Origin of the sequence: Bacillus sp. FJAT-26390, assembly GCF_001682865.1 — a bacterium.
Classification (GTDB): Bacteria; Bacillota; Bacilli; order Paenibacillales; family Paenibacillaceae; genus Pristimantibacillus.
Window position 1 is genome coordinate 528,928 of sequence record NZ_MAQX01000032.1, and the last position, 23,595, is coordinate 552,522.

Consider the following 23,595-nt stretch of genomic DNA (forward strand, 5'->3'; position numbering starts at 1 on the left):
ACTATAAAGGAGATCTGCACATGTTTAACAATATCGGCGTATCAGGGTTAGTTATTATTTTGCTTATCGCGCTCATCGTATTTGGGCCGGCCAAGCTTCCGCTGCTCGGCAGAGCATTCGGCGATACGCTTCGCGAATTCCGCAGCTCAACGCGCGGCATTGTTGACGAGGAACAAGCCGATCCATCCACGGACAACAAGGATGACATTAAGAAGCTGCTTTAATCTGAAACAACAAAAGGGCCGCTCCCGTATCGCTTCGGGAGCGGCCCTTTTGTGCGTTTAGCAGGCGCCTCATTCCTTTAAACCAGCAGGCCGCCCTTTTCCCTATACTTTAAGATCCCTTCAGCCGCGCGGTAAGCGAGCGCCCCAACCGTATTCGTCGGGTTATAGCCGGCGTTCTGCGGGAATGAGCTCGCGCCAACGACAAAGACGTTGTCCGCATCCCACATTTGGCTGTACGTATTAACAGCTGACGTATCCGGTTTCGTTCCCATCATGACGCCCCCCGTATTATGCGTCGACTGGTAGGTCATAATTTCGTACGGACCAAGATCCTTTAAATAATCCACTTTATCCGCGCCCATCTCCTTCACAATCTGCGAGCAGCGCTGGGACAGAAACTTCGCCAGCTCGCGGTCCTGCTCCTCGAAATCGAAGGTTATGCGAAGCAGCGGATCGCCATACACATCCTTATACGTCGTATCCAGATCGAGAAAATGATGCTTGAACGCCATCGAGGACCCTTGCGCGCCTACACCAATCGTACGATTTGCATAATGGACCGACTTCTCCTTAAATTCATGGCCCCAAGAAGCCGTACCCGACGGAATGGGATTGTTCTGTATCGGACGGGAGCCGGATTGGCCAATCGCGATGACGCCCCCATGGATAAAATTAAGCTCGGAGTGGTCAAAATTATCGCCATTGAAATCATCGATCGAGACGCCCAGCGCGCCTGCGCCCGCGAAGTTATTGAACTGCTGCTTTTCGAAAAAGCCTATCGCGCTGCCTTTGGCAACCTGGTATGCGTAGTTCCTGCCGATAACGCCCGTGCCAGTGGACGGATCATACGGTTTCCCAAGCCCCGACATCAGCAGCAGGCGCACGTTGTTGAACACATAGCTCGTCACGACGACGATATCCGCAGGCTGAATGATTTCCTCTCCCGTCGTCACATCCGTGTACATGACCCCAGTCGCCTTGCCGCCCTTATGTAAAATGCGGCGAACGTTTGAATGGGTGCGGATTTCAAACTTCCCCGTCTTATTGGCAACCGGTATAACGGTCACCACAGGATCGGCTTTCGCCCCGTATTCGCAGCCGAAGCGCTCGCAATATCCGCAGTACTGGCATGCCGCGCGGGCAATGCCGTCGGGATTCGTATAGTTTTCCGATAAATTCGCCGATGGCATCATATACGGATTCAGTTTCATGCGGGTGGTGGCATCCACGAACATCTGCATAGCCGGCGTCTTTTTCATCGGCGGAGTCGGAAAAGGCTTGCTTCGTTTGCCGCCGAGCGGATTCTCCTCCCCAGAAATACCGGCCATACTCTCGAATTTATCGTAGTACGGCTCCAGCTCATCGTAGGTAATGCCCCAATCCTGAATCGTCATATCGGCTGGGATTTTATTTTTTCCGTATTTCTCAATCGTCTTGCTGCGGATTTCAAAATCGTACGGCAAAAACCGGTACGTCTGGCCGTTCCAGTGAACGCCGGCTCCGCCGAGACCGTCTCCGATTAGAAAAGAGCCATATTGCCGCATCGGCAGCGCGCGAATCTTCTCATTGCTGCGGAACGTAATCGTCTCCTTGGACAGATCCTGCATCATTTCGTACCGCAGCGCGTAACGCAGCTCGTCGTGCACCATAAAATAGTCCTCGGTCTTGCGTTCCTTGCCTCGCTCTAGTCCGACGACGTTTAGCCCTTTTTTCGTCAGCTCCGCTGCGATGATGCCGCCGGACCAGCCGACGCCTACGATGACGACATCGGTTTTCGGTAATGTTTTGGCCATGTTATCCTCCCGATTCGCTAGTGAGAAACCAAATGATCTTGCAGGCTGCTCGGCTCGATTTTCGTAAATTCCTTATCAATGATGTTCGTATAACTCATCTGATTGCCCGGATAGCTGCGCATTTTCCACCCGTTCATGTTCATATTGCCACCATATAGCGGATCGCTGTACGCACCTTCAAGCGTGTTGCTGCGCAGCATTTTGAAGAAGCTGCTTGCCGAGATCGTCGTCAGCTTCACAGCGTCAGACTCGAAGCTCTTAAGCACCTCATCTTGTTCCTCGCCGGACAATTCTACAAAGCTCTTCTGGTATTTCGTCTTGCTGTAGTTTTCCATCTCGCGCAGCCCGATTTCGAATATTTCCCTTCGCTTCAAACGCCCTTGATAGCCCTGCTCCTTCTCCCCTGTGAAGAAAGGCGGCGTCATATAATCCCGGCCATTAAAGCCCCATTCGCCTGCCAGCTGGTGGTCGATGAAGAACGCTACCCCCAGTGACTTCGCGCCAGGACCATTCTCATCCTCGGGAAAAATACGCTCAGTCGCGCTCTCGGCGATCCGGAACTGCTCCTGTGTAAAAAACATGAGCGCGCGATTGTAGTTTTTTGCCTCAGCAGCATTCCCGTTCCCCGGCGCCGCTGGCGCAGTCTCCGCAGCGGGCTTTCTTTTGATCAGAGAACCGAGCGCGCCGCCCACAACGATACCGCCGAGCGCATAACCGGTATTGACTAGAAACTTACGACGGGAGTTGCTGTCTACCGCTCGTTTGCCTGGGTCTTTCTGTTTGTCTATCCGATCCAATGCTTGCACCTCCTGGAAACTTCATTCTTTCCCCTTTATTATTTTCCAAGAAGTCATGAATATTCATTTCATGGAAAGGGTCATCCTAAAAAGAAATTGCAACCTATGGAGGATGATTCTTCAATGACTACCACCCGCAAACTGCTCGTACTGACATCTGCCGCTTTGGCCTTGGCCTTAACCGGCTGCGCCACGGGGACAGCGCCAAAACCGCAAACAAAAGCAGAGGTGAAGCAGCAGGCTCATATGCTTCATGATCCCAACATCATTCCAAGCGAAGGCGGGCCAAAGCTGCATACGACCAATGAGCATGGCAAAACCACTTACGGCATGGGAACTTCCGTTTACAGCATGATCGGCAGCTCCGGGCTGCACGCGAACGGCTTCTCCGCGCATCTTGAATCCCGGCTCAGCGGCATTGGCATTCCCGATGTGCGCGTATTCGTCTTCGACGATACGGTCGTGCTCGCCGCGGAGAAGCATGCCGCGTCTGCTTCGCAGTACGACAGCGTGCAAAGAAAGCTGCTCGATCAGACCGAAGGACTGTCCGGCAAGGGCTACTCGCCGGAAAATGGTCTCGGCGGCATTAGCGGCACAGACAAAAGCAGCCATGATAATCTGGCGATGGCAGCAAGCCAAATTAAGACGTTCATGGGCGGGGACGTGAAGGTGCTGACCGTTACGGGCGCGAAGGCTGTTAAATTGATCGAGCAGATTCGTACGGACGCGATGGCTAAAAATATTTCTCCCGACAAGGTAGCAAACGGCATTCGGGAGCTGCTGAGGCTGGTGAAGGCGGAGCAAAGCCGTTAAGCCTATATAAAAAACGGCTGCCGGCAATTGATAGGCCGGCAGCCGCTTTTCAGATTATAATTAGGCTGATTTGTACTTTATGCAATAGAAGCTCTTCTTAAGGCGACAATTCGCCAGCTGCGTTGCAGCACACGCTCAGCAATCAAGAAAAACGCCGCCAAAACCACTATGGATGTGGAGTTGACGGCGTTTTTTCGTTAGAAACGCTCTATCATTTGAAATGGATATTCTACTTGATTAACCGCCAAGGAGCAGCGCTCTTATTTGGCGCCGAACTGCGCATGATGCAAGCGGCTGTAAATACCGCCCGCCGACACAAGCTCTTCATGACGGCCTTGCTCGCTAATCCCTTCCTCCGTTACAACAACGATACGGTCCGCGTTTTTGATCGTCGCTAACCGATGCGCGATAACAAGCGTCGTCCGGCCAACGGAAAGCTCTGCCAGCGACTGCTGAATCGCCGCTTCCGTTTCCGTATCGAGCGCCGATGTCGCTTCGTCGAGAATAAGGATTGGCGGGTTTTTGAGGAACATCCGCGCAATCGCAAGGCGCTGCTTCTGCCCGCCGGACAGCTTCACGCCGCGTTCGCCGACAACCGTATCCAAGCCATGCGGCTGCGCATGGATGAATTCCTCCAGCTTCGCTCTGCGCGCGGCCTGCCAAATATCCTCGTCGGACGCGCCCAGCTTGCCGTAAGCAATATTTTCACGAATCGTGCCCGCGAACAAGAACACATCCTGCTGTACGATACCGATCTGCTTGCGCAGCGATTCGAGCTTCAGATCACGTATATCGTAGCCGTCAACCGAAATGCTGCCGCCATCGATCTCGTAAAAACGCGGCAGCAAGCTGCAAAGCGTCGTTTTACCGGCACCGGAAGGCCCGACAAACGCAATCGTCTCGCCTGCACGAATGTTTAGGTCGATATTTTGCAGCACCTTCGCTTCGCCTTCATAGCCGAACGTCACATTGCGATAATTAATATTTCCGCTTAAACGATCTACTTCTACCGCATCCGGCTTATCCGCAACGTCTGGCGCTGTCTCCAGCAATTGCACGTAGCGCTTAAAGCCTGCGATGCCCTTTGGATAGCTTTCGATAACGGCGTTAATCTTTTCAATCGGTTTAAAGAAGATGTTCGTCAGCAAAACAAAACTAATAAACTCGCCGTATTTCAGGTCTCCCTTAATGACAAACCACGTGCCCGCCACAAGCACAAATACCGATACGAGCCTCATCAGCATGTACGTAATCGACGAGTTCAAGCCGATAATTTTGTAAGAAATCAGCTTTGCTTCGCGGAAGCGCAGGTTGTTCACCTTGAACAGCTTCTTCTCATGCTTCTCGTTCGAGAATGCTTGAACGACACGAATGCCGCCAACCGTATCCTCGACGCGAGCGTTAAAATCAGCCATATCCGAGAACAAACGATTCGCTGCCTTCGTCATTTTACCGTTGAACAGCAGGACGAGCCATATAATGATAGGAACGATAACGAACGTTAGAATCGCCAGCTCCAAATTAATATACGCCATGATCCCGAATGCTCCGACCAGCGTCATCCCGGCAATGAACATATCCTCCGGTCCATGATGGGCAACCTCGCCGATCTCGAACAAATCATTCGTAAGACGAGAGATAAGATGACCGGTTTTGGTATTATCAAAAAATCGGAAAGACAGCTTCTGAATGTGATCAAACAGCTTCTTCCGCATGTCCGTCTCAATGTTAATGCCTAGCATATGGCCCCAATAGGTAACAACATATTGCAAAATGGTATTAATGACATAAACAACAAGAAGAATGGCACAGGCAGAAATAATCAGGCCCCAGTTCTCGTCCGGCAGCAGCGTATCAATGACATAGCTGACCGCTAGAGGGAAGCATAGCTCCAGCACCGAGAGCAGAACCGCACAGCAGAAATCGAGCAGGAACAGCTTTTTGTAAGGCTTATAGTAGGCAAAAAATCGTAAAAGCATCATAAACTCCTTCACTTTCGTAGTGATAATCATTTTCATTAAAATGATATACAATCACTACCAACCTGTCAATCAATTGCCAAAATCTATCCGTTCATGATGCGTATAGACGTTCATCTCTCCGCCGCGTATAAATCCGACGCAGGTGATGCCCAAATCGTCCGCGAGCCGAAGGGCAAGATCGGTAGGCGCTGACTTGCTTAGCAAAATGCCGCAGCCGATCTTCGCCGCCTTCAGCACCGCTTCGGAGGAAAGCCGTCCGCTGAATGCGATCACTTTGTCCGAGGTGCGGAGGCGATGCAGCAGACAATACCCGAAGAGCTTGTCGAGCGCATTGTGGCGCCCAATGTCCGTTCGCACGGCGAGCAGCTCCGCGGGCGTTCCGATGGCGGCGTTGTGAACGCCGCCTGTGCTGCGGAAATCCGCCGAGCTGTCCTGCAGCGCCCGCATAAAGCGAATGCACTGCTCAGCCGATATGGTTGTGCGGGTCATGATCGTTTTTGCCGTGAGCATGTCATTGTGCAAATAAAACTGGCGCCCTTTACCGCAGCAGGAGCCGATAAAACGTTTGGAGTAGTGGTCAAGGCTCACCGTATGCTTATGTTCAAGCTCGACATAGGCAAACCCCGTATCCTCATGGATAGACATGGACTTCACCTGCCCGGCCGCGCGTATAACGCCTTCGGAAGCGAGGAAACCAATGACCAGCTCCTGAAGGTCAGACGGCGAGCATACTAAAGTGGCAAACTCTTCGCCATCCAGCTTTAAGGTAAGCGGAAATTCCGCGGCGATATCGTCATCCTTCTCCCAATGCCCCTTACCGTCGTATTTGAGTATCCGCCATTTTGTCGTGTTAGATAGATCCATCCGTGTGCCCCTTCCCTGTCAACGTACCTGCCTAAGCCGGCGGCTCGGTCTCAAGCTCCACGACCCGCTTCTCGATATATTTCGTATCCTTAAAGGCATGATACGTGTCCGCCCGCTCCACAATTACCGATGTATTGTACTCGGGAATGCCCGCAAGCGGCTCATAGACCCCTCTTGGAAAAAGGCTGTTGCCCTCCGGCCAGTACAGCTCGATATTTCCGCGCGCGATATCCTCTCTTTTGGCCCTGCCATGGAAGGCGCCGTTCCGGTTGTAGACGACAATCGCGTCTCCTTCTACGATTGCGAGCTCAGCCAAATCCGCTTCATTCAACAGCACATCGTAGCGCCCGGCATCGTTGAAGGCATCCTTCTCTCCGTAAATCATGGAATTGAACTGCTTGCCTCGCCTCGTCGTCGCATAGAAATGCCCTTCGGGAATGCGCAGCTCAGGCAGCTCAATCGACAATAGATTGCCTTTGCCATCTGCCGTAGGACAAATGCCGTCCTCGCACAGCCATGCCCCGCCCCACTGAAACACATCGCCCTGATTGCTCAGCTTCTGGATGCCATCGTAATAGGGCGCTGCCAGGGCAATCTCCCGCCTGACCGCATCGGCATCTTTGAAGGTTACCAACACTCCCTGCTCAGGACGAATGCGCGCAGCCAGCTCCGCGTAGATCTGCCATTCCGCACGCGCCTCCTCCATACGAGGTCCTTCAATCGTAGGCGAGTAATAAACCATCCGCTCTGTCGAAGTGGACGTGCCGCCGCCGGGCTGCTCATAACGGGTCATAGCTGGAAGCACGATGACCTCCTCCTGCGCGTCAAGCAGCGTAGAGCTGTTCAGCATAATATCCTGATGCACCCTCAGATCAACCGCTTCCAAGCATCGCTTCACAAAATCAGGATCAGGCATCGTCTCGATAAAATTGCCGCCTGACGTATAGAACAGCTTCAGCCTGCGCTCGTGCTGCTCTGGCAGCAAGGCGTTCTCCAGCGATACGCCAACGATATCTCCTTGCCAATCCGGCAGCTTGAAGCCCCACAGTTGCTCCACCCGCTTTATATCCGCGCCTTTAAATTCACCGCCGGGCAGGCTGAACGGATCGGCTCCCATCTCGCCAGAGCCCTGCACGCCGCTGTGTCCGCGAATCGGCATCAAGCCGCAAAACTCGCGGCCGAGAAAACCGCGCAGCAGCGCAAGGTTCGCCACCTGCGAAATATTGTCCGTTCCGAACCGGTGCTGCGTAAGCCCCATGCTCCAGACGAAGACGCCGGACTTCGCTGCTGCCAGCAGCTCCGCGAAATCCCTCATCCGCTCTCTGGTCAGACCGGAGGATTTCTGCAGCAGCTCCCAGTCCTGCTTCAATATATGAGCCCTCAGCTCCTCGTAGCCATTCGCGTGCTCCTGCACAAAAGCATGATCAACAGCCGAGCCCGGCCGCTCCTCCTCCATCTCGAACCAGCACTTCATCACGCCATGCATGAACGCAATGTCGCCGCCGATATTCACCTGGTAGAAGTCATCGGCCAGCTTCGTGCCAAACAGCGCCGATTCCGGGATGGACGGAATCCAGTAGCCCTCCATCGCCGGCTCGCGGTAAGGGTTGATGACGATGATTTTGGTTCCCTTCCGCTTAGCGGCATACATATACTTCGTTGAGACCGGCTGGTTGTTCGCAGCTACGCTGCCCCAGAACACCAGCACATCCGTACCGATCCAATCCTTATAGTTGCAGGTGGAGGCTCCTACGCCAATCGAGCGTTTCATCGCCGTCTTCGAGGGAGAATGGCAAATACGCGACGCATTATCAATATTGTTGGTTCCGATAAGCCGCGCCGCTTTCGCCGCCACATAATATGATTCATTCGTTATGCCGCGCGCCGTTAAATAAAAGGCCAGCTGCTTCGGATCGATCGACCTTGCTTTCGCCGCAATTCTATCCAGCGCATCTTCCCATGACAGCCTACGGAAGCTGCGCTCCCCCTTCGCCCTTATAAGCGGATACGGCAAGCGCCCCAGCTTGCGCAGCTGCGTACTGTCCAGCTTGCGCAGCTCATCGATATCGGAGTGAAGCGTCGCTGCTTTAATGGCCGGCATCGTATTAAGCCGAAGCACGTTCAGCCGCGTCGTGCAAATATGCGGGCCGCTCAGCGTCTGGTCATATAATCCAGATACGCCTAAAGCGCAGCCATCACATACCCCCTGCGTCAAAATCCGGTAAGCATACGGCAGATTGTCGCGGTTATCCCACGCCACCTTGAGCGTATCGCGTATATGATGCGGCTTAATTCGTCCCAGCCCAAACGGCGCTTTGCTGACCCAGAGCTTCGGGTCCGGCCGCTTTGGCAGCTTGATAGGTCCTGTATGAACGGTTTTCTTCATTAATGATTCACCTCGTTAATAGCATCGAATGAATACCATTTAGCACATTAAGCTGTTCATGCTGCTTCAAACTCTTCTGCCTCTAATACGTTTGGCTGCGTCAGCTGGCTGCCCGTTAAGTAAGCGCATACATAGCGTAACGGATGGAGATGCAGGAAAACCCCGAGCAGCCCAAGAACGAAAACGATACTTTCCGTGCACATTCAAGACACCGCTCAGATTTTTTCCTACAAAAGCTTCCGCTCAATCGCTGCCTACTCACAAAGGCTGCACTTGCACCGCCGCTTGCTTCCCGCTCACTTGAATACCCGATTGCTTCTTCCCGCTCTCCGCCAGATCCTTCAGCATCCGCTCGAGAAGCTCCTTCGCTTTCGGACCTTCCTTGCCTTGAATCTTAACGACGAGCTGCACGCCGTTGCCCGAGCCAAGAAGCTTCGCCGCCTGCCGCAGCTTCGTATCATAATCATGCTCCTCAATATGCGGTGTTAAGCGGAGCTCCTTTACCTTGCTTGGCTGTTCCTTCACCTTGGAGCTGCGCTTCTCTTGATCCGCCTGCTGCTTCGCCTGGCCCTTGCCTACCAGCTTGCACGGCGGCGGACTGCTCATCAGCGAGGTGCAGACAAGATCAACCTTCAGCTCGCGTGCCTTCGCCAGCGCTTCATCGCGCGAGACAATGCCAAGATCCTCGCCCCGAAGGCCGGTCAGCCGCACCTCGGAGGCGCGTATTTTTTCATTCATAATGACCATGGATGCCATATCAATCTATCACTCCTATGCCGTGAATAAGGAAAACAGCAGCCTTTACTAGCAAAGCCGCTGTCATTTCCTACTCCTATTATACGCTTTTATTAAACGTCTAGCGCGGTTTGTTTTGAAAGCGAGCCGCCAGCAGTATCCACCCCTCTTACTCTAGCCTCCGCCTCATTCTGCTCCGCTCTTCGAAGAAACTTCTTCCCTCGCCAGCGAATGAGCGACAGCACCCCGCGCACGTACTCATCTAGAATCATACATAAGTAAATGCCGACCAAGCCCCAGCCGAGATGGATCCCGACAAAGTAAGCCAGGCCTGTCGCGATCAGCCACATCGAGAACACCGACGTCCACATCGTAAACCGTGTATCTCCGACTGCATTTAGCGCGTTGCCAAGCGCCATATTGATCATTTTGCCTGGCTGCAGCACCAGGTTAAGCCCCAGCAGCGATACGCCAAGCGCCACGATTTCTGTATTATCCGTGAACAAGCCAAGCAGCTGCCGGCCAAACAGATAGATGAGGAACGCATTGACCGTGACTACACCGAGGCCAATCCACATCGCCTTGAAGGCAAGGCCATAGGCTTCCTTCACCCGCCCTGCGCCGAACAAATGCGCAATTTGAATCTGCACCGCCAGCGCAATGGAATAGCCCAGCATGAAACAAAACGACTCCAGCGTGTTCATATACGTCCGCGCTGCCAGCTCATTCGAGCCGAGGATAGCCAGGAAGGTGAATATAAGCAGCTGCGTAAACACCCAGCAGGACATATTTACGCCAAGCGGCCAGCCGATGCGGATGATGTCACCGAATAGCTTGCGGTTAAATACGTTAAGGTCACGCAAGCTAATCGTACGCTCGAAAGAGCTGAGAAACATAATAAACAGCACGATCGTTGCCAGCAGGCGGCAAAGCACAGTTGAAATCGCTACGCCCATCAAGCCCCATTTTGGAAAACCAAACGCTCCAAATATAAACGCATAATTGAAAAAGACATGCACGACGTTCATGCCTATCGCTGTATACATAGGTCCCTTCGTATTGCCCGTGTTACGAATCGATGTGCTGAGTGCCGACATGAGCGCAATAAGCACCATGCCTCCGCCAACTATCGAAATATACGTTTTGGCAAGCGGGAGCAAATGCTCCGGAAGCTGAAGCACCGATGCGATTTGTCCCGGCATCAGGAATAGTATAGCGCTAAGGACAAGACCGATCACCGCACTTACGTTAACCGCCATAATCGCAATCGTACGCGCATCCTCGCCGTTTCGCGAGCCGATCTTCTGCGCGATGAGAATGCCCGCCCCGCTCGCCACCGTTATAAACAAAGTCGTAAGCGCCTGAAACAGCTGATTGGAGAAGCCGACAACCGCTACGGCATCATCCGAAATCCGGCTAACCATCAGCGTGTCCGCCGCTCCGAGCAGAAATTGCAAAAACAATTCAATGAATATAGGCCAAGCCAGTATCCAGAGTGAAAATTTTTTGTCTGATAAAGCCATTCTAGTGTCCCCCTGCGACGGTCTCTCATTAGACCTCATCCGTTGTTCTTTCATCGTTCGTCATTTCAAATTATAGATGCTATACTGAGCTTGATGTATCACTTTTACAACCGAAACTATAACGATTCCAACTTCGAATATACAAGGAGCATTCCATGCTATGACGATCATTCACTTGACGATTCCGCCGCTCCCTCACTATATAATCGGAGGGTATACCGTGGCTCCTACAGGCCGTAAACATCCGAGCCGGCGCAATATCGGCGTGTTCGACCTGCTGGTCGTAACGCGAGGGTGCTTATATATGGGAGAAGAAGAGCAGCACTATGAAATCAGCGCCGGCCATGCTCTTATTTTGAGACCGGATGCCCATCATTACGCCACGCTGGCCTGCCAAGAGCAGACCGCTTATTACTGGATTCATTTTCAGACGACCGGCGCATGGAGCGTGTCGGATCAATCCGTGACGGAGGAGCCGGGGGACAGCAGCAAAGTGAGAGCGCTTACGTCGAACATTTATACTACGCAAACCTTCACGAAGCAGCTACCGCAATTCGCCAAGCTTCTCCAGCCCTCCAAGATGGACAATCTGCTGCGCCAGCTCGTGCAGCTAAATATGAATGACCATATTCCAAGCGTAAAATGGAAGCAGCAGCTCGCTTTTCAAGAGGTCATCGAGCATCTGTCCGCTTCTATGGAGGCGCAAGGCCCGTCGCCATCAGCGCTATGCGCAGAGCAAGCCGCCTCGTATTTGCGAGAGCATTACCGTGACCATATAACCGCGCAGGAGCTTGGCGAGAGCATCAACTTTCATCCCGTATACATTGCCAGGTGCATGCAGAAGGAGTTTGGCTGCGCTCCATTCGATTACTTAATGCGGTTCCGCATCGAACGGGCGAAGCTGCTGCTGCTCCAGACGGACCTCCCGATCGCCCGCATCGGCGAGGAGGTCGGCTTCAACCACGCTGCCTACTTCACCTCCTGCTTCGCCAAATACGAGAGCATCTCCCCGCGCAAGTATCGCCAGCGATTCTCTCATGGGTGAGCGTGCCGCAGCATGCAAAGAAGGGAATGGCTCCCGCTAGGCGAGCCATTCCCTTCTTCTATTTCACGCTATTAACCTGCCGACGTAGTTGTGCTCTCTCCGCTGCCCACAGCTGCCGCTATCGGCTTCTTGCCTCCGCTTGTGAGCCACCTGCCTAATCGAATGGACGGCAGCTCTATGAAATAGTAGCTTAGCGCTCCCGCTCCGAACGAGGCAACAAAGGCGAGCATGACGATAAACGGCGCATCCAGCTCTCCATTCAGCAGATGAATGAGCGACAACAACACGATCATATGATAGAGATAGAGGCTGTATGAGATTTTGCCCAAAAATAGCAACGGCTTCCGCTGCAGCTGCCGCGACAATCGAACGGACGATAGCGCTGCTATAATAAAGATGGAAGCGCCGACCGCGGTCATCCAATCGCCGCCATGCGGCATGAACCGGTCATGGAAATCCTCGCCATAGCCGATCCATTTGAACGAATAGAAGCATAACGCCGCTACAAGAAGCAAGGCTGTCCACCAGCCATTCAGCTTCGAGAAGGCCGCCCTCAGCTCTTTCTGATACTTCGCAAGCAGCGCGCCTACGATAAAGAAGGAGGCATAATGCAGCGATACAACAAAATTGGTCATAAAGCGGGTCTCTATATTTTCGAGCATAATCGCAGCCCCATAGGATAAAACGATCGCAAGCGGAAGTCCGAATTTCCAGCCTCCTTTTACAATCATGAACATAATAAACGGAAATAATAACGAGATGCGCATCTCATGAACGAGCGTCCAAAGAATCGGATCATACCTCGTCGTATTGTAATTTCCAATGAACAGCAAGTGATGCATAATCGAGCTCATATCCGGCGGAATGACCCACAGATTATTATAATAAGCCGTAAAGTCCGACAGCTTCGATACGTAGACGGCTTCCCTCATCACAATGGCAATCATTAAAGCAACTAGAAAAGGAATATAAATGCGGCATATACGCTTGATTACATATTTCGTATAGTTCTGCTGGCGGTTGTTGAAAAACGGCAAGGAAAGCACGAACCCGCTAAGCAGAAAAAACATAATGACGGCTTCATGGCCGCCCCAAATCGCATGCAGCGGCGTATATTTCAGCAGGTTTAGCGGATAATCCCAAAAGCCTAAGCCTGATGTATTTTGCACGATTGGCGTAAACACCATTAAGAAATGTCCTACCATAACGGCAAGCGCTGCCAATCCTCTAAGCGAATCTAACTCTTCATAGCGCTGCAAGCTGCGACTCCTCCACATTTACCGAATCTTTAAAGTACAAAGACGATTATAAGGGATAGCATGCCGCTTTGTCCGCATTTATTTTTCACATTCTTCCAGACCATTCCAAACCATTCAATGAGCATTTGATGCCGCAAACTGTACAACAACGCAGCCATCTTTGGCATCCCACTGCACATTCGCTCCTAGCGCCTCTGAAATAAACCTGACAGGCACATACGTTTTACCCTGATAGGAGGTCACCGCTGCGTTCATTTTGATATTTTCGCCGTTCCAAACGGCATTTGTATCGTATACCTTTATCTGCAATACTTGATTAATGTATGTAACCGCGATCTTGTCATTAACGTAGTTAACCTTTGCGCCAATCGACTCAAATAATACACGAAGCGGTACGAAAGTGACTCCGTTCATTTGGATAGGTCCGGGATCCGACGGTATATATTTCCCATTGATTTTCAAAGATAACTGCCGCAGAGCAGGCTTCGCATCTACCTTGCTCAAGATTTTGTCCGGTATTCCAGCATAAGGCATATTACTGCGATTCCCCCACGTCCAGACTATACCATTATTATCCAAGGCTGTGCCGCTATTTAAGGCGATCGCATGGGCCTGAGCGATATTTTTCAAAGGTTGTATCTGCTGCAGCGATCCATCCACCCAGTCCGACTTGCTCCATACTGTGCCATCTTGCTTCAAATATAACGAATAAAAGCTTTCATAGCTCACACTAAGCTTGTTAAATTGAGCATTCGGCAGTGCTGATACCAGCTCTTTATCTGGAAGCATTTTCACTTCCCCGCCTCCAACCACATCGGTGTCAAAGCCGGTAAAATCAGTTACGGGCGCCTGTGAAACCACCTTATGCATTCCCATGTCCATGATGTAGGTATTGCCATACCATTGTACCGTTTTCCCATCACTCATCAGCACCATTAGACTTTGCAGCGAGCTCCGAATCGCCTTCACCTTCTCAAGCGCAACCTTAGGAATATTCGCTAGATCCACATCTGCTTGCGAAGCTTGGCTGGGATTCACGCATGACGGTCCTTGGCGATCCTGAAGGTCTGGCCTCATAAGCGACACATAACATACGTTGCCCCATACATATACTCGGTCTTTATTATCTAAAGCCATAAACGCAGGCCCCGCGCTAATATCTTGAATACCGGATAGCTCCGGAACTCGCTTCGGATGATCGGCAGGATTGGTGCTCCAAGTCCATACGTCTCCCTTAGCGGTAAGGACAAGATTGCCCGAGATTTTTACGGCTCCTTTGATTTGAGGTCCTCTAATAGCAGGAGCATGATCAGAGCCTATCCATATCGTACCGTCCTCCTGTAAGGCGTAGAAGTACTCCGAATAGCTTCTATCATCGATATCAATAACTTGGGTTAGCGGAATCGCTTGGAGGATTTGGACCTTCGCTCCGTACACAAAGTTGTTGTTTCCTAATGACAGCATAGACAATAAGACGAGCAGCAAGGCAATGGATCGTTTCAATTACGTCACTCCTAATTAACAAAGTTTGAATTTTATACCATTTAGACGAATTTGCTTTAAAAAAGTTGTGATATGAATCGATTGAGATTTTTAAAAAGAATCGCATATAAAAAAAAGCGCCCTTCAAGCCGCTCTCAGCGGTTGAATGGCAGCTCTAGCAGGCGTGCGCCTAGTAATGCCTATTTCTTGATCGAGACCGCGTACGGGAGCGCCACAGCTTAACAACCCCTAAAATACACAAGCAGACAAGCAGCCCCGCACAGCCTCCTGCAAAATCAAGCACCACATCCGTCGCGTTGCCCGTGCGCTCATCAGAGCCCAGCTGATTCCATTCATCTAGCGCCGGGACGGCAACGGCAACCAATAGCGTAAGCACAATCGAAATGAACCAACGCCCGCGGGTCAGCGCACGCAGGAACATAAACAGCATGGCAGCAAACGTAGCGTACACAAATAAATGCGCGCCCTTGCGAAATAGGAATTCAATGAAGCTATATGGCCGATCATGTGAATTAATAACGCTGGCTCGATAGGTAATCGTCATATCAGGCAGCCATCTCACAAGCTGATCATAATTAAAATGGCTCCGCAAGAAAGGCTGAATACTTTGCTGCTCATAGGTCTGGGACGAAAACATAAATAAGAGCGCGAGCCATCCGGTTAACAAAATGCCCCATATTAAGGTTGGTATCCATCTCGTAGATTTGTTCATTTTCTCTTGCACCTCCTGCTCAGCAGTCTTCTCCCGCTTTTCTCCTTCTATCATACTTGAAATGAATCACACAAACAAAATTTGAGCGTTTCGGGACAGGAGAAGGCATGCCAAAAAACGGCAAACTCGCTCAAAAGAAGCAGCCGTTGACATTATTAATAGCACGTATTTGGAAGAAAAAGAAGTATAACCCAATCAAATATAAAAAGATAGCAGTAAAAAAGTCCTATTTTAATATAGTCAATATGTCTAAAGTTTGGTATTATTACTTAAAAGATGCGAAAGAGGGAGATCATATGTCTAGTTATTTAATGTTCACCGAGATAACAACACCATTTAAGCTAATAGGAATAAGGGTTTTTAAGGATGAAAACGGTAAATACTGGTACAAATATAAGAATAACAAGCGTAAACGGATATTTAAATAGAGCTATTTTCTTTCAAATGAAAATGTAAGCGATGCGCAATTGGATTCATTTTTACATTTCCTTTCATATCTTACACAATCATAGCAATTTAGAACGCGATCCAACGCTTGGCTCGCTCCTAGCACTTCATCAGATTGGTAAGACTGGCTCACTAATAGCTTTTCGACCATTTCCTGCCGCAGCAGCTCGATCGTCTGCTCTAGCTTTATCTTCTGTAGAACAGTATCTCTATTAATGGACCCGCACCTCTCCCTGATTTAGTATATTCGAATCGACACCTACTGGCATTTCCTCGCAAAATAGATGATTCAACCTTCTTGCAGCTTGGTTATTCGCAAAATAATCGCCAGCTTTCTTGCAGCTGTCTATGTTCGGACCAGCATACTCCAACTTCATATCTTCCATTCGACTTCGCCTCTCTGGACTAATAAAAGGGTATATAGATTCCTGATTGCAGCATACACATGAGCTTCTTGATTCGTACCGCACAAAACGCTCTATACCCGGACTCTGAGCTATCCCTTATGTTATGCACTATCATTTTTTACCACTATGCCGCAGTAGTGAAACAGGCTGTAAGGTGCCGCACAAAGCAGCTCACGGGATTGAGTATTTTGACCCACCTCACAAACGTATATATTGCGTCCAGCAACTAGGCTGGAAGTATAGTCATCCATTCGGTAAAACGCTTTAAATATGCCCATAGTCCCCCTAGATTACCACTATTGTATGAATTTAGGCTGGCGTGTAATATTAGTGTAATTCATATTTTAGTACTATGGTAGTGGCTTTACTGGTGAATTGAGTTATTTTTTTACATTTCGTTGCACTGTGAAGTAAAGAAAGACAAAAACATGCAAAACAAGATATTAATACAATGTTTTTGCTGTTATTACGGTCAGCAGCATAGCCAAAAAAAGGGGCGGTAACGAAGTCTCATCGACTTCGCTACCGCCCCACTTATTTGTTTCAAAATTTGATTATGCCGTTGTTGCTACAATTGCTTTTAAATCTTCAATGTCCTTGTTGAAAGCTTCGCGATAGGAAGCAATGATGCTCGTGCTGTAGCCGTTTGTTGTCAGTTTAGACGTCGTATCCGTCATAATGACCTCAAAACTCGCCGAACATTTGTTAACCTCCGAGCGGCCACTCTCCTTGAGCTTAGCTTTTTCCTCAGCAGTCGACGCTAGGATGTATTGCATGCCAATATCTTTTAGCGTTGCATCGCAGCTTGCCTTCAATGCTTTAAGCTTCGATTCAGCTTCAGCCGTAATTTGCTCAGATGTCGGTTTAACCACACCTCCGCCCGCGCCGCCATTGCCGGCATTACCTCCAGTATTGCCATTGCCAGCGTTATTACCGGTACCACCTGTGCCTCCGCCTGTTCCTGGCAGAACCACACCTCCGCCAGCACCCTGTTCAGCCCGGTAAGCAGCCGATTCGCCGCTAACCGTCTTAGTCACGGGATCAAAGCTGATCTGCGTGCCCACGGACTCTGACAAGAAGCGTAGTGGCGCATAGATGGAGCCTTTATAGCCATAAATGGATTGGCCAGCTGGCAAAGCTGCTGTCTTCCCATCAAATACGAGCGTTGCCTTGACAGGCTGAATCGTAATTTCAACGCTTGCTTGCGGTTTTGGGCTACCTGATGCTGCACTCTGCAATTGCTTCTTCAGTGCGGCAAGCTCCTTCTCTGTCGGTTCGGAGATTGTAGCTTTTCCGCCATCCCAGTTCACCGTTTTTTGCAGTGCATAGGAAATGTAGCGAATCGGCACATATGTACGCCCCTCATAAATAAACGAATACTGACCGTCCGGCAGCTGTAGAGCTTGTCCATCAAATTGCAATTTAATCGGCTGCGTTGTTGCCTTAATCGTCGTTGTTGCCGCAGATGCGACGGTTGCCAGTGCAGATGACAGCATCATAATGGCAAGAAAAATAGATAGTACACGTGACTTTTTCATAGCGCCTCCTAAAAATAATAGAACTTACTTCTTGAGCGAGTTAGCAATTACAGTAAGCGCATTGGCTCTAGCAGCAGCCTTCGCGCTCTCGTATTGCGAGCTCCAATCAGGGAAGGACTGATCACCTAGATCGGCTGCCTTGTACTCGCTCTTGGCAGTGCTTATTAACTGATTAAACTTAGCATCACAGTCGGCTTCGGCAGCAAAAACCTTATTCAGATATTTGCTCTGAATCGTCGAAAGCGTCGCGTCTTTATCCGCGCTAAGCTCTTCTGCGATCTGCTGAACCAAACTATTGCTGCTTGCTTGACACGACGATTTCAGCTTCGCTAGTTTCGCTGTAACCGAAGCAACAATCTCTTTCTTCTTCTGGGACTTATCATCCGTATTGGTAGATTCATCCTCCGGCTTATGGCCTATATCTAAATTATCAGACGTTGGTTCTGGTGTCAAAGTTGCATCCGGGCTAGACTTAAGGCCTTCCTCACTCTGAGTCGTTGGAACCGGAACAGGCGTCTGCGTTGGTTCATCCTCCGGCTTTTGCACCGCTTGATTGCTAGGCTGCTCAGTGCTCTCTGGCGAGGCCTGTACCCCATCATTTTGAGCCGTCTCTTCTAAACGCCCATTTAACTCTTCTACCTTATTCAGCTTCGCATACAGACTCATGCTGCCATAAATGACAATTCCAATAACGACAATTGCACCTGCCATTATAAAAAGCATTTTATTAGATATTTTCATAGTATTGGTTTCATATGGGTGCTGCATGAGCTATAACCTCATATGATTCTCCTTTGTTTATTTTCAAAAAAACAAGCTGACGCTTCATAGTGACAGGGCGCCAGCTTGGGATCTCGGTTTTCCAAACCTATAATATGTACAACAAGAACTTGAACATTAGAGACCAACGGCTGCTAGTTTATCTTTATGATAAACAATCTTCAAATAAATCTCGATGCGCCTATCTTCATCCAAGCAGTCTTCCCACAGCATCTCATGAAATTCCATCCAAAGCTGATGCCATACAATATTGGCTCGTATGAACATACAAATAACCTCCATGTTCTCACATAAACCTTGACGGGAGGCACGATATTCGGTAGCTGGCTGGCAGTCTGATTTCAGATAAGCCCCTGTAGCTTTGCGTCACCACTTTTCAATGGTTTTGCCTTTATCGTACGGTTTATGCGGTTGTTTTGTTTAAGGGTATGGTAACAAAAATGTGGGTGGAAGTATAGATGGATCGTGACCAATACAAATCTTTTTGATAGCTAATAAACCTTAACTACTCTTTTCTTGAGAGTTCTCCAATTTTGCTACTTGTACACCATAACGCACATTCTTTAGAGAACAGTTAACCTTCTTGATCTTATTTAAGATAGCACCAAGATCTCTTCTACTATCTTTCGATAAAAGTATTGGTAAAGCAACTCTTTATTCGATTTTACCCATCAATGAAAAGAATAAAAAATAGATCTAATATCATACATTATGAATTTTAGACATTAAGTCACTTTTTATCTTTGTTGTTGATATCTCAGGCGACCTATCTAGATAAACTACGTCACAATATTCTTTAAGAAACTCAAATTTACCTTCCCAGTCATTTCCAATTACAAACAAATCAGCCTTAAATTCAATTACATCATGTTTTTTTTGTTCCCAACTGTATTCTGGAATTACCAAATCAACATACCGAATAGCCTCTAATAACCTTTTTCGTTCTTCATAAGAGAAATAACAACTTTTCCCTTTAATTTCATTGAACTCATTTGTTGAAAGAGCAACTATTAAATAATCTCCCATTTCTTTCGCGCGCTTTAACAAGTTAATATGTCCGTAATGCAACAAATCAAAAGTTCCATACGTTATAACCTTTCTCATACTGCAACTCCTCTCTGCATTAACAATTTAAGAATAATAATGTGCATATCTAAAACTTAATAAATTTAAATGAATGATGGCTTTTTCGTTTTTCTTCAGGAGGCATTTGCATATAGTCTCCGTATAATAACGTAAGATATCTATTATAATCACTTGGGACATTGTAATACCCGTTCTCAAAATACAACTTTGTACCATCACCAAAATACTTTTTCGGTGTTATTTCTCTCATTCCCCAACTTCCAAAGTAATTTGCGATTATCTCTTGCTCCTCATACTTATATTTCATCGAAAGTTTTTCGAGCTTTTTATGTAGCCATTCCCGAGTAAAAGTAAATCTAATGCAACTTATAAGCACTTTTTTACAGATATTCATTTCCTTTTTCGTCATTCCATTGTAAATATTTTGAACTTTTTTAAAAAATCTTATTTTTTGATAATGATAGTTCTGTAAAAATTTCGAGTCAGGAGCACCGTCTAATGGGAAAATATCTATATATATACAATGCCTGAAATTCAAATGACTTGTCATATTTTCTTCCAATATAGTATTTTTATTGCAAATTTTGGAGAAATAGTACGGATACTCTTTTTCATTATAAAAACTATTCAATATACAGCCCGCAGGTAATTCATGTTCAGGAATGTTTAGCAATTTAGAATAATCAGACCTAGGTATTCCTATATCAATATCATCATCCCACGGAATAAATCCATTATGTCTAGCTGCACCTAAAGCACTGCCACCAATAAGAAAGTATGATATCTTTTTTTTCTCGCAAAACTCAACAAATGCTTTTAATATTTCAATTTCAACACTATGTAATTTTTTTATGTCAAATTGCACATTACCATCCTCCAATTAACAATATTTCTTTTATAAAAAATACAAAGATATTTTTCAACAAATATTATACTTTCACCGATTTGTAAACTTTAATAATAAACCTTCTCAATAAACTTCGATTAATAAAAACATTTCCACAATTTATCAGGAAGAATATAAAGAAACCTATAACAGGCTTAAAAGATATAATGGTAATCACGAATAAAATAATCATTGAAAGTTCAATTATCATATTGCTGTAACTAGTAATTCCCATCTTCTTTTTCAAAAAGAACTCCGATGCATAACATCGCCAAATCAATGTTACTGTTGTTCCAATAACAATAGAAAATATAGAATGTGTAAAATAGAATGCAGGAATAATAGCTAATATAGCAAATACAACACTTGATAAATTCGCTATTAGCATCGCTTTTTCTTCTCGCAAGACTTTATAATATGTATTAATCATAAACTGCATTTTCCCTTGAGATACAACGATAATAAATAATAAATAGAAGTACTCAAGTATTCCATTAAAACTTGTATAATAGTTTTTAATCAAATAATGCAACGGGTAGTACCCCGCTAATAGAAAAAATAATCCAATGCAGAGAAGTTGATTCAATTCAACATAAATTACAGGTAGTTTCTGCTTCATTACTCTTTTTAATAATGGATACAACGACATGCTCGCCGCTGCAATGAATATTAATGCAAAAGTAGTAATAGTAGTGGCAAAAGAGTATAAACTATAAGTTTCAAGTGACATATATCTCTCAACAATAAATCTACCTACTCCAATAAGCAGAGAACCAACAATGTTTGCAAACATTAAACTTATTCCTATACTAATATCATCCCAGTATTCTTTAATGCCTATAGAAAAGGTAGCTGTATGCCCACGGAAAAGCTCATTGGATTTATATATGTTAAACGCTAATACAAATAGTTTTGTAATAATGTCCGCAATAATTATTACTCTAAAATCCACCCAGTCTATTAATAATAATGGGACTATAATAATAACAAATATAAGCTTATTTGCAATTGTAAGAAAACTATTCAATTTTATACGGTTAGTAAACTGCAATACAGTTAGCAGTGTTCCATTTATACCTAATATAATTAGATTTATACTTATTGCACAAAATGCAAACACCTTATTGGGATCACTTTCCCTGAAAGAAAAAACTAGTAATATTCCTGTCGTAATTGATATAGCAATAATAAATATTCTCATAGCTATTCTTAATTTATCAAACGGTAACTGATTATAATTATAACTACCATAACGTAGGTACAATCCATCATTGAACCCGAAGCAGAATAACATGATAAACCCTATATAAAATAAATACACTTGCCAATATCCATAATCCGCGACGCCCATTGTAATAGGTAAGATAAAGCCTGTCACAATACTTAATAAAAATGATAAAGCTTGAGAAGTTATTGAATACATAATATTTTGAATACCTAATTTATATATTTTCTTCTCTTCCATTACATTAATTCCTTACTTTCATTTTCATTCTCTTTATCAATAATTATATTAAGTATTTGGGATGCAATATATTTTGGCGATGCTTTACGAAATTTATATTCTATTTCTGAAAACTTTAAAGTTTTACCATTACATTCTTGATAAAATTTAATAATAGATTTGGCATTTTGTTCAATTAATCCCTTATCTTGTTTTAAACACAAGCTAATAGGATAAGATTTCAGGAGATCAACGATTGAATCATCATCTCTATTATAGAAATGAACAATTGGCTTTCCAGCCGATATATATTCAAAAACTTTACTTGGAGATTGCAAATTATCCCTATTTCCGACAGATACTAAAATCCCACTGCTTGCAACAGCTATATCAGCGTCTTTTTTGGAGACATATCCATGATTTACTATTTTCCCTTCCGCTTCCTTAGTATAAGGATCAATAATATCACCACAATTTCCAGACGTATAAAGATGAAGCTCAGAATCGTAATCAGATAATACAAACTGCATAGTTTTCAAAAGATAATCTGGATTGCGAACAACCTTATCGAATACCCCTGTATATGTTAATATTAACGGAGCTTTGTTTTCGCCTTCTCTATTAATAGTCAAATTATTAATATTTTCTTTCAACATTGGATGCTCAGTTGAAATTATACGACCATGAGAGTTGCTAAATTTATCAAAGTGATGAAGCATGTGATTTACACAAAATACTTTTGTTGATAAATCAAACATATTTTTTTCAACTTTTAGATTAGCCTTTCTTTTTAATCTTTTATTCCATTTAGCTCTATGAAGAGTATGGCTTTCTACGAATGGATCAAACAAATAAGGTATAAGCTTTGTTGTAGTCACATTCTTTTTAAACTTCATCCCCGCAACCACTGCTTCCATTGGGAAACACATTGGAATCACTGCCTCGACAGGAGCTAATATCTTATTTAATGCATTATAATAAGCATCTATCATAGACTTTTGCAGGCTTGCTCTTGATGAGATTAACTTAATATATTCCTTGAATCGTATACCGTTCAGTAAAAATTTAAACAATAATTTTGAAGCCCCTCTTTCGGTTCTTATCTTTTCATCTATTTTCATTCGTATATCCCACCATCTGTGAGACACTCTTACAACAGTATGTCCTCGATACTCTTCCACATCAGATTGATCAATTCTTGACTTCATACAAATAACTGTTACATTATTTTCCTTTGATAGTTCTTCAACTATATTAAGGCAGCATGTTCCTACAGCAGAGGAATATGGATAGTATGAACCAACCATAAATACTATATTCAATATGATCACTCCTTGCTAGAGCTACACTCCAGTTCCCATACATTAACAT

Annotated in this window: 24 protein-coding genes and 1 riboswitch; of the genes, 4 read left to right on the forward strand and 20 right to left on the reverse strand. The window is 46.5% G+C overall.

Features of this window, described 5'->3' with window-relative positions:
• The first annotated feature begins 20 nt into the window (after window positions 1-20).
• A complete protein-coding gene (gene tatA, locus A7975_RS23185) occupies window positions 21-224 on the forward strand; it encodes a twin-arginine translocase TatA/TatE family subunit (RefSeq protein WP_053372983.1) in 204 nt (67 codons plus the stop codon).
• A 77-nt stretch (window positions 225-301) separates the two neighbouring features.
• Here the strand turns inward: tatA and A7975_RS23190 are convergent, their stop codons facing one another.
• Both A7975_RS23190 and A7975_RS23195 read right to left on the reverse strand, forming a co-directional pair.
• Window positions 302-2,017: a GMC family oxidoreductase gene (locus A7975_RS23190; RefSeq protein WP_065386672.1), complete on the reverse strand. Its 1,716-nt coding sequence runs from the start codon at window positions 2,015-2,017 to the stop codon at window positions 302-304.
• 17 nt (window positions 2,018-2,034) lie between these two features.
• Window positions 2,035-2,814: a gluconate 2-dehydrogenase subunit 3 family protein gene (locus A7975_RS23195; RefSeq protein ID WP_065386673.1), complete on the reverse strand. Its 780-nt coding sequence runs from the start codon at window positions 2,812-2,814 to the stop codon at window positions 2,035-2,037.
• A gap of 123 nt (window positions 2,815-2,937) precedes the next feature.
• Between A7975_RS23195 and A7975_RS23200 the strand changes: the two genes are divergently transcribed.
• Window positions 2,938-3,627, forward strand: a complete 690-nt coding sequence (locus tag A7975_RS23200) for a hypothetical protein (protein WP_065386674.1) — start codon at window positions 2,938-2,940, stop codon at window positions 3,625-3,627.
• A 260-nt stretch (window positions 3,628-3,887) separates the two neighbouring features.
• Here A7975_RS23200 and A7975_RS23205 read toward each other — a convergent pair whose 3' ends face one another.
• From A7975_RS23205 to A7975_RS23225, 6 genes are all read right to left on the reverse strand, one after another.
• Window positions 3,888-5,606, reverse strand: coding sequence for an ABC transporter ATP-binding protein (locus tag A7975_RS23205; RefSeq protein ID WP_065386884.1), 1,719 nt, complete (start codon window positions 5,604-5,606; stop codon window positions 3,888-3,890).
• Window positions 5,607-5,678: 72 nt separating this feature from the next.
• Window positions 5,679-6,473, reverse strand: a complete 795-nt coding sequence (fdhD, locus tag A7975_RS23210) for a formate dehydrogenase accessory sulfurtransferase FdhD (RefSeq protein ID WP_065386675.1) — start codon at window positions 6,471-6,473, stop codon at window positions 5,679-5,681.
• Between the two features lie 31 nt (window positions 6,474-6,504).
• A complete protein-coding gene (locus A7975_RS23215; RefSeq protein ID WP_065386676.1) occupies window positions 6,505-8,859 on the reverse strand; it encodes an FdhF/YdeP family oxidoreductase in 2,355 nt (784 codons plus the stop codon).
• Window positions 8,860-8,915: 56 nt separating this feature from the next.
• Window positions 8,916-9,062, reverse strand: coding sequence for a hypothetical protein (locus tag A7975_RS34300; RefSeq protein WP_176707790.1), 147 nt, complete (start codon window positions 9,060-9,062; stop codon window positions 8,916-8,918).
• A gap of 55 nt (window positions 9,063-9,117) precedes the next feature.
• A complete protein-coding gene (gene infC, locus A7975_RS23220) occupies window positions 9,118-9,606 on the reverse strand; it encodes a translation initiation factor IF-3 (RefSeq protein WP_065386885.1) in 489 nt (162 codons plus the stop codon).
• A gap of 101 nt (window positions 9,607-9,707) precedes the next feature.
• A complete protein-coding gene (locus tag A7975_RS23225; protein ID WP_065386677.1) occupies window positions 9,708-11,117 on the reverse strand; it encodes an MATE family efflux transporter in 1,410 nt (469 codons plus the stop codon).
• 160 nt (window positions 11,118-11,277) lie between these two features.
• Here A7975_RS23225 and A7975_RS23230 point away from each other — a divergent pair, with 160 nt between their 5' ends.
• A complete protein-coding gene (locus A7975_RS23230) occupies window positions 11,278-12,162 on the forward strand; it encodes an AraC family transcriptional regulator (RefSeq protein ID WP_065386678.1) in 885 nt (294 codons plus the stop codon).
• Between the two features lie 71 nt (window positions 12,163-12,233).
• On the opposite strand, the gene A7975_RS23235 is transcribed toward A7975_RS23230, so the two are convergent.
• The 3 genes from A7975_RS23235 to A7975_RS23245 all read right to left on the reverse strand — a co-directional run bounded on the left by A7975_RS23235 (window position 12,234) and on the right by A7975_RS23245 (window position 15,636).
• Complete coding sequence (locus A7975_RS23235; RefSeq protein WP_176707791.1) at window positions 12,234-13,421, reverse strand: acyltransferase family protein; 1,188 nt, start codon at window positions 13,419-13,421, stop codon at window positions 12,234-12,236.
• Window positions 13,422-13,535: 114 nt separating this feature from the next.
• Window positions 13,536-14,924 carry a stalk domain-containing protein gene (locus A7975_RS23240; RefSeq protein WP_065386680.1) on the reverse strand — a complete coding sequence of 463 codons (1,389 nt, stop codon included), beginning with the start codon at window positions 14,922-14,924 and terminating at the stop codon, window positions 13,536-13,538.
• Window positions 14,925-15,093: 169 nt separating this feature from the next.
• Window positions 15,094-15,636 carry a VanZ family protein gene (locus A7975_RS23245; protein WP_053372993.1) on the reverse strand — a complete coding sequence of 181 codons (543 nt, stop codon included), beginning with the start codon at window positions 15,634-15,636 and terminating at the stop codon, window positions 15,094-15,096.
• A 107-nt stretch (window positions 15,637-15,743) separates the two neighbouring features.
• Here A7975_RS23245 and A7975_RS23250 point away from each other — a divergent pair, with 107 nt between their 5' ends.
• Complete coding sequence (locus A7975_RS23250) at window positions 15,744-16,064, forward strand: hypothetical protein (protein WP_053372994.1); 321 nt, start codon at window positions 15,744-15,746, stop codon at window positions 16,062-16,064.
• Window positions 16,065-16,066: 2 nt separating this feature from the next.
• Here the strand turns inward: A7975_RS23250 and A7975_RS35515 are convergent, their stop codons facing one another.
• The 9 genes from A7975_RS35515 to A7975_RS23280 all read right to left on the reverse strand — a co-directional run bounded on the left by A7975_RS35515 (window position 16,067) and on the right by A7975_RS23280 (window position 23,546).
• A complete protein-coding gene (locus tag A7975_RS35515) occupies window positions 16,067-16,321 on the reverse strand; it encodes an aspartyl-phosphate phosphatase Spo0E family protein (protein ID WP_369688959.1) in 255 nt (84 codons plus the stop codon).
• Window positions 16,296-16,469, reverse strand: a complete 174-nt coding sequence (locus A7975_RS34305) for a hypothetical protein (protein ID WP_176707792.1) — start codon at window positions 16,467-16,469, stop codon at window positions 16,296-16,298. Before A7975_RS34305 ends, A7975_RS35515 begins: the two co-directional genes overlap by 26 nt.
• A gap of 575 nt (window positions 16,470-17,044) precedes the next feature.
• Entirely contained in the window at window positions 17,045-18,028 is a 984-nt protein-coding gene (locus A7975_RS23255; RefSeq protein ID WP_065386681.1) for a copper amine oxidase N-terminal domain-containing protein, read from the reverse strand.
• 24 nt (window positions 18,029-18,052) lie between these two features.
• Window positions 18,053-18,739 (reverse strand): hypothetical protein, encoded by a 687-nt coding sequence (locus A7975_RS23260; protein ID WP_141680391.1) that lies wholly within the window; start codon window positions 18,737-18,739, stop codon window positions 18,053-18,055.
• Window positions 18,740-18,925: 186 nt separating this feature from the next.
• Window positions 18,926-19,075, reverse strand: a complete 150-nt coding sequence (locus A7975_RS34310; protein ID WP_176707793.1) for a hypothetical protein — start codon at window positions 19,073-19,075, stop codon at window positions 18,926-18,928.
• 48 nt (window positions 19,076-19,123) lie between these two features.
• A riboswitch (cyclic di-GMP riboswitch) is annotated at window positions 19,124-19,208 on the reverse strand.
• A gap of 302 nt (window positions 19,209-19,510) precedes the next feature.
• Window positions 19,511-19,912, reverse strand: coding sequence for a glycerol-3-phosphate cytidylyltransferase (tagD, locus tag A7975_RS23265; RefSeq protein ID WP_065386683.1), 402 nt, complete (start codon window positions 19,910-19,912; stop codon window positions 19,511-19,513).
• Between the two features lie 49 nt (window positions 19,913-19,961).
• Window positions 19,962-20,759, reverse strand: coding sequence for a LicD family protein (locus A7975_RS23270; protein WP_065386684.1), 798 nt, complete (start codon window positions 20,757-20,759; stop codon window positions 19,962-19,964).
• A 64-nt stretch (window positions 20,760-20,823) separates the two neighbouring features.
• Entirely contained in the window at window positions 20,824-22,245 is a 1,422-nt protein-coding gene (locus A7975_RS23275) for a lipopolysaccharide biosynthesis protein (RefSeq protein ID WP_065386685.1), read from the reverse strand.
• The gene (locus A7975_RS23280) at window positions 22,245-23,546 is read right to left on the reverse strand and encodes a glycosyltransferase family protein (protein WP_141680392.1); all 1,302 of its coding nucleotides are present in this window, start codon (window positions 23,544-23,546) and stop codon (window positions 22,245-22,247) included. Before A7975_RS23280 ends, A7975_RS23275 begins: the two co-directional genes overlap by 1 nt.
• Window positions 23,547-23,595 lie beyond the last annotated feature (49 nt).

Coding starts and splice junctions, on each gene's coding strand:
- tatA (WP_053372983.1), top strand. CDS start 21: ATGTTTAACAATATCGGCGTATCAGGGTTAGTTATTATTTTGCTTATC.
- A7975_RS23190 (WP_065386672.1), bottom strand. CDS start 2,017: ATGGCCAAAACATTACCGAAAACCGATGTCGTCATCGTAGGCGTCGGC.
- A7975_RS23200 (WP_065386674.1), top strand. CDS start 2,938: ATGACTACCACCCGCAAACTGCTCGTACTGACATCTGCCGCTTTGGCC.
- A7975_RS23205 (WP_065386884.1), bottom strand. CDS start 5,606: ATGCTTTTACGATTTTTTGCCTACTATAAGCCTTACAAAAAGCTGTTC.
- fdhD (WP_065386675.1), bottom strand. CDS start 6,473: ATGGATCTATCTAACACGACAAAATGGCGGATACTCAAATACGACGGT.
- A7975_RS23215 (WP_065386676.1), bottom strand. CDS start 8,859: ATGAAGAAAACCGTTCATACAGGACCTATCAAGCTGCCAAAGCGGCCG.
- A7975_RS34300 (WP_176707790.1), bottom strand. CDS start 9,062: ATGTGCACGGAAAGTATCGTTTTCGTTCTTGGGCTGCTCGGGGTTTTC.
- infC (WP_065386885.1), bottom strand. CDS start 9,606: ATGGTCATTATGAATGAAAAAATACGCGCCTCCGAGGTGCGGCTGACC.
- A7975_RS23225 (WP_065386677.1), bottom strand. CDS start 11,117: ATGGCTTTATCAGACAAAAAATTTTCACTCTGGATACTGGCTTGGCCT.
- A7975_RS23230 (WP_065386678.1), top strand. CDS start 11,278: ATGACGATCATTCACTTGACGATTCCGCCGCTCCCTCACTATATAATC.
- A7975_RS23245 (WP_053372993.1), bottom strand. CDS start 15,636: ATGAACAAATCTACGAGATGGATACCAACCTTAATATGGGGCATTTTG.
- A7975_RS23250 (WP_053372994.1), top strand. CDS start 15,744: ATGCCAAAAAACGGCAAACTCGCTCAAAAGAAGCAGCCGTTGACATTA.
- A7975_RS34305 (WP_176707792.1), bottom strand. CDS start 16,469: ATGGAAGATATGAAGTTGGAGTATGCTGGTCCGAACATAGACAGCTGC.
- A7975_RS23255 (WP_065386681.1), bottom strand. CDS start 18,028: ATGAAAAAGTCACGTGTACTATCTATTTTTCTTGCCATTATGATGCTG.
- A7975_RS23260 (WP_141680391.1), bottom strand. CDS start 18,739: ATGGCAGGTGCAATTGTCGTTATTGGAATTGTCATTTATGGCAGCATG.
- A7975_RS34310 (WP_176707793.1), bottom strand. CDS start 19,075: ATGTTCATACGAGCCAATATTGTATGGCATCAGCTTTGGATGGAATTT.
- tagD (WP_065386683.1), bottom strand. CDS start 19,912: ATGAGAAAGGTTATAACGTATGGAACTTTTGATTTGTTGCATTACGGA.
- A7975_RS23275 (WP_065386685.1), bottom strand. CDS start 22,245: ATGGAAGAGAAGAAAATATATAAATTAGGTATTCAAAATATTATGTAT.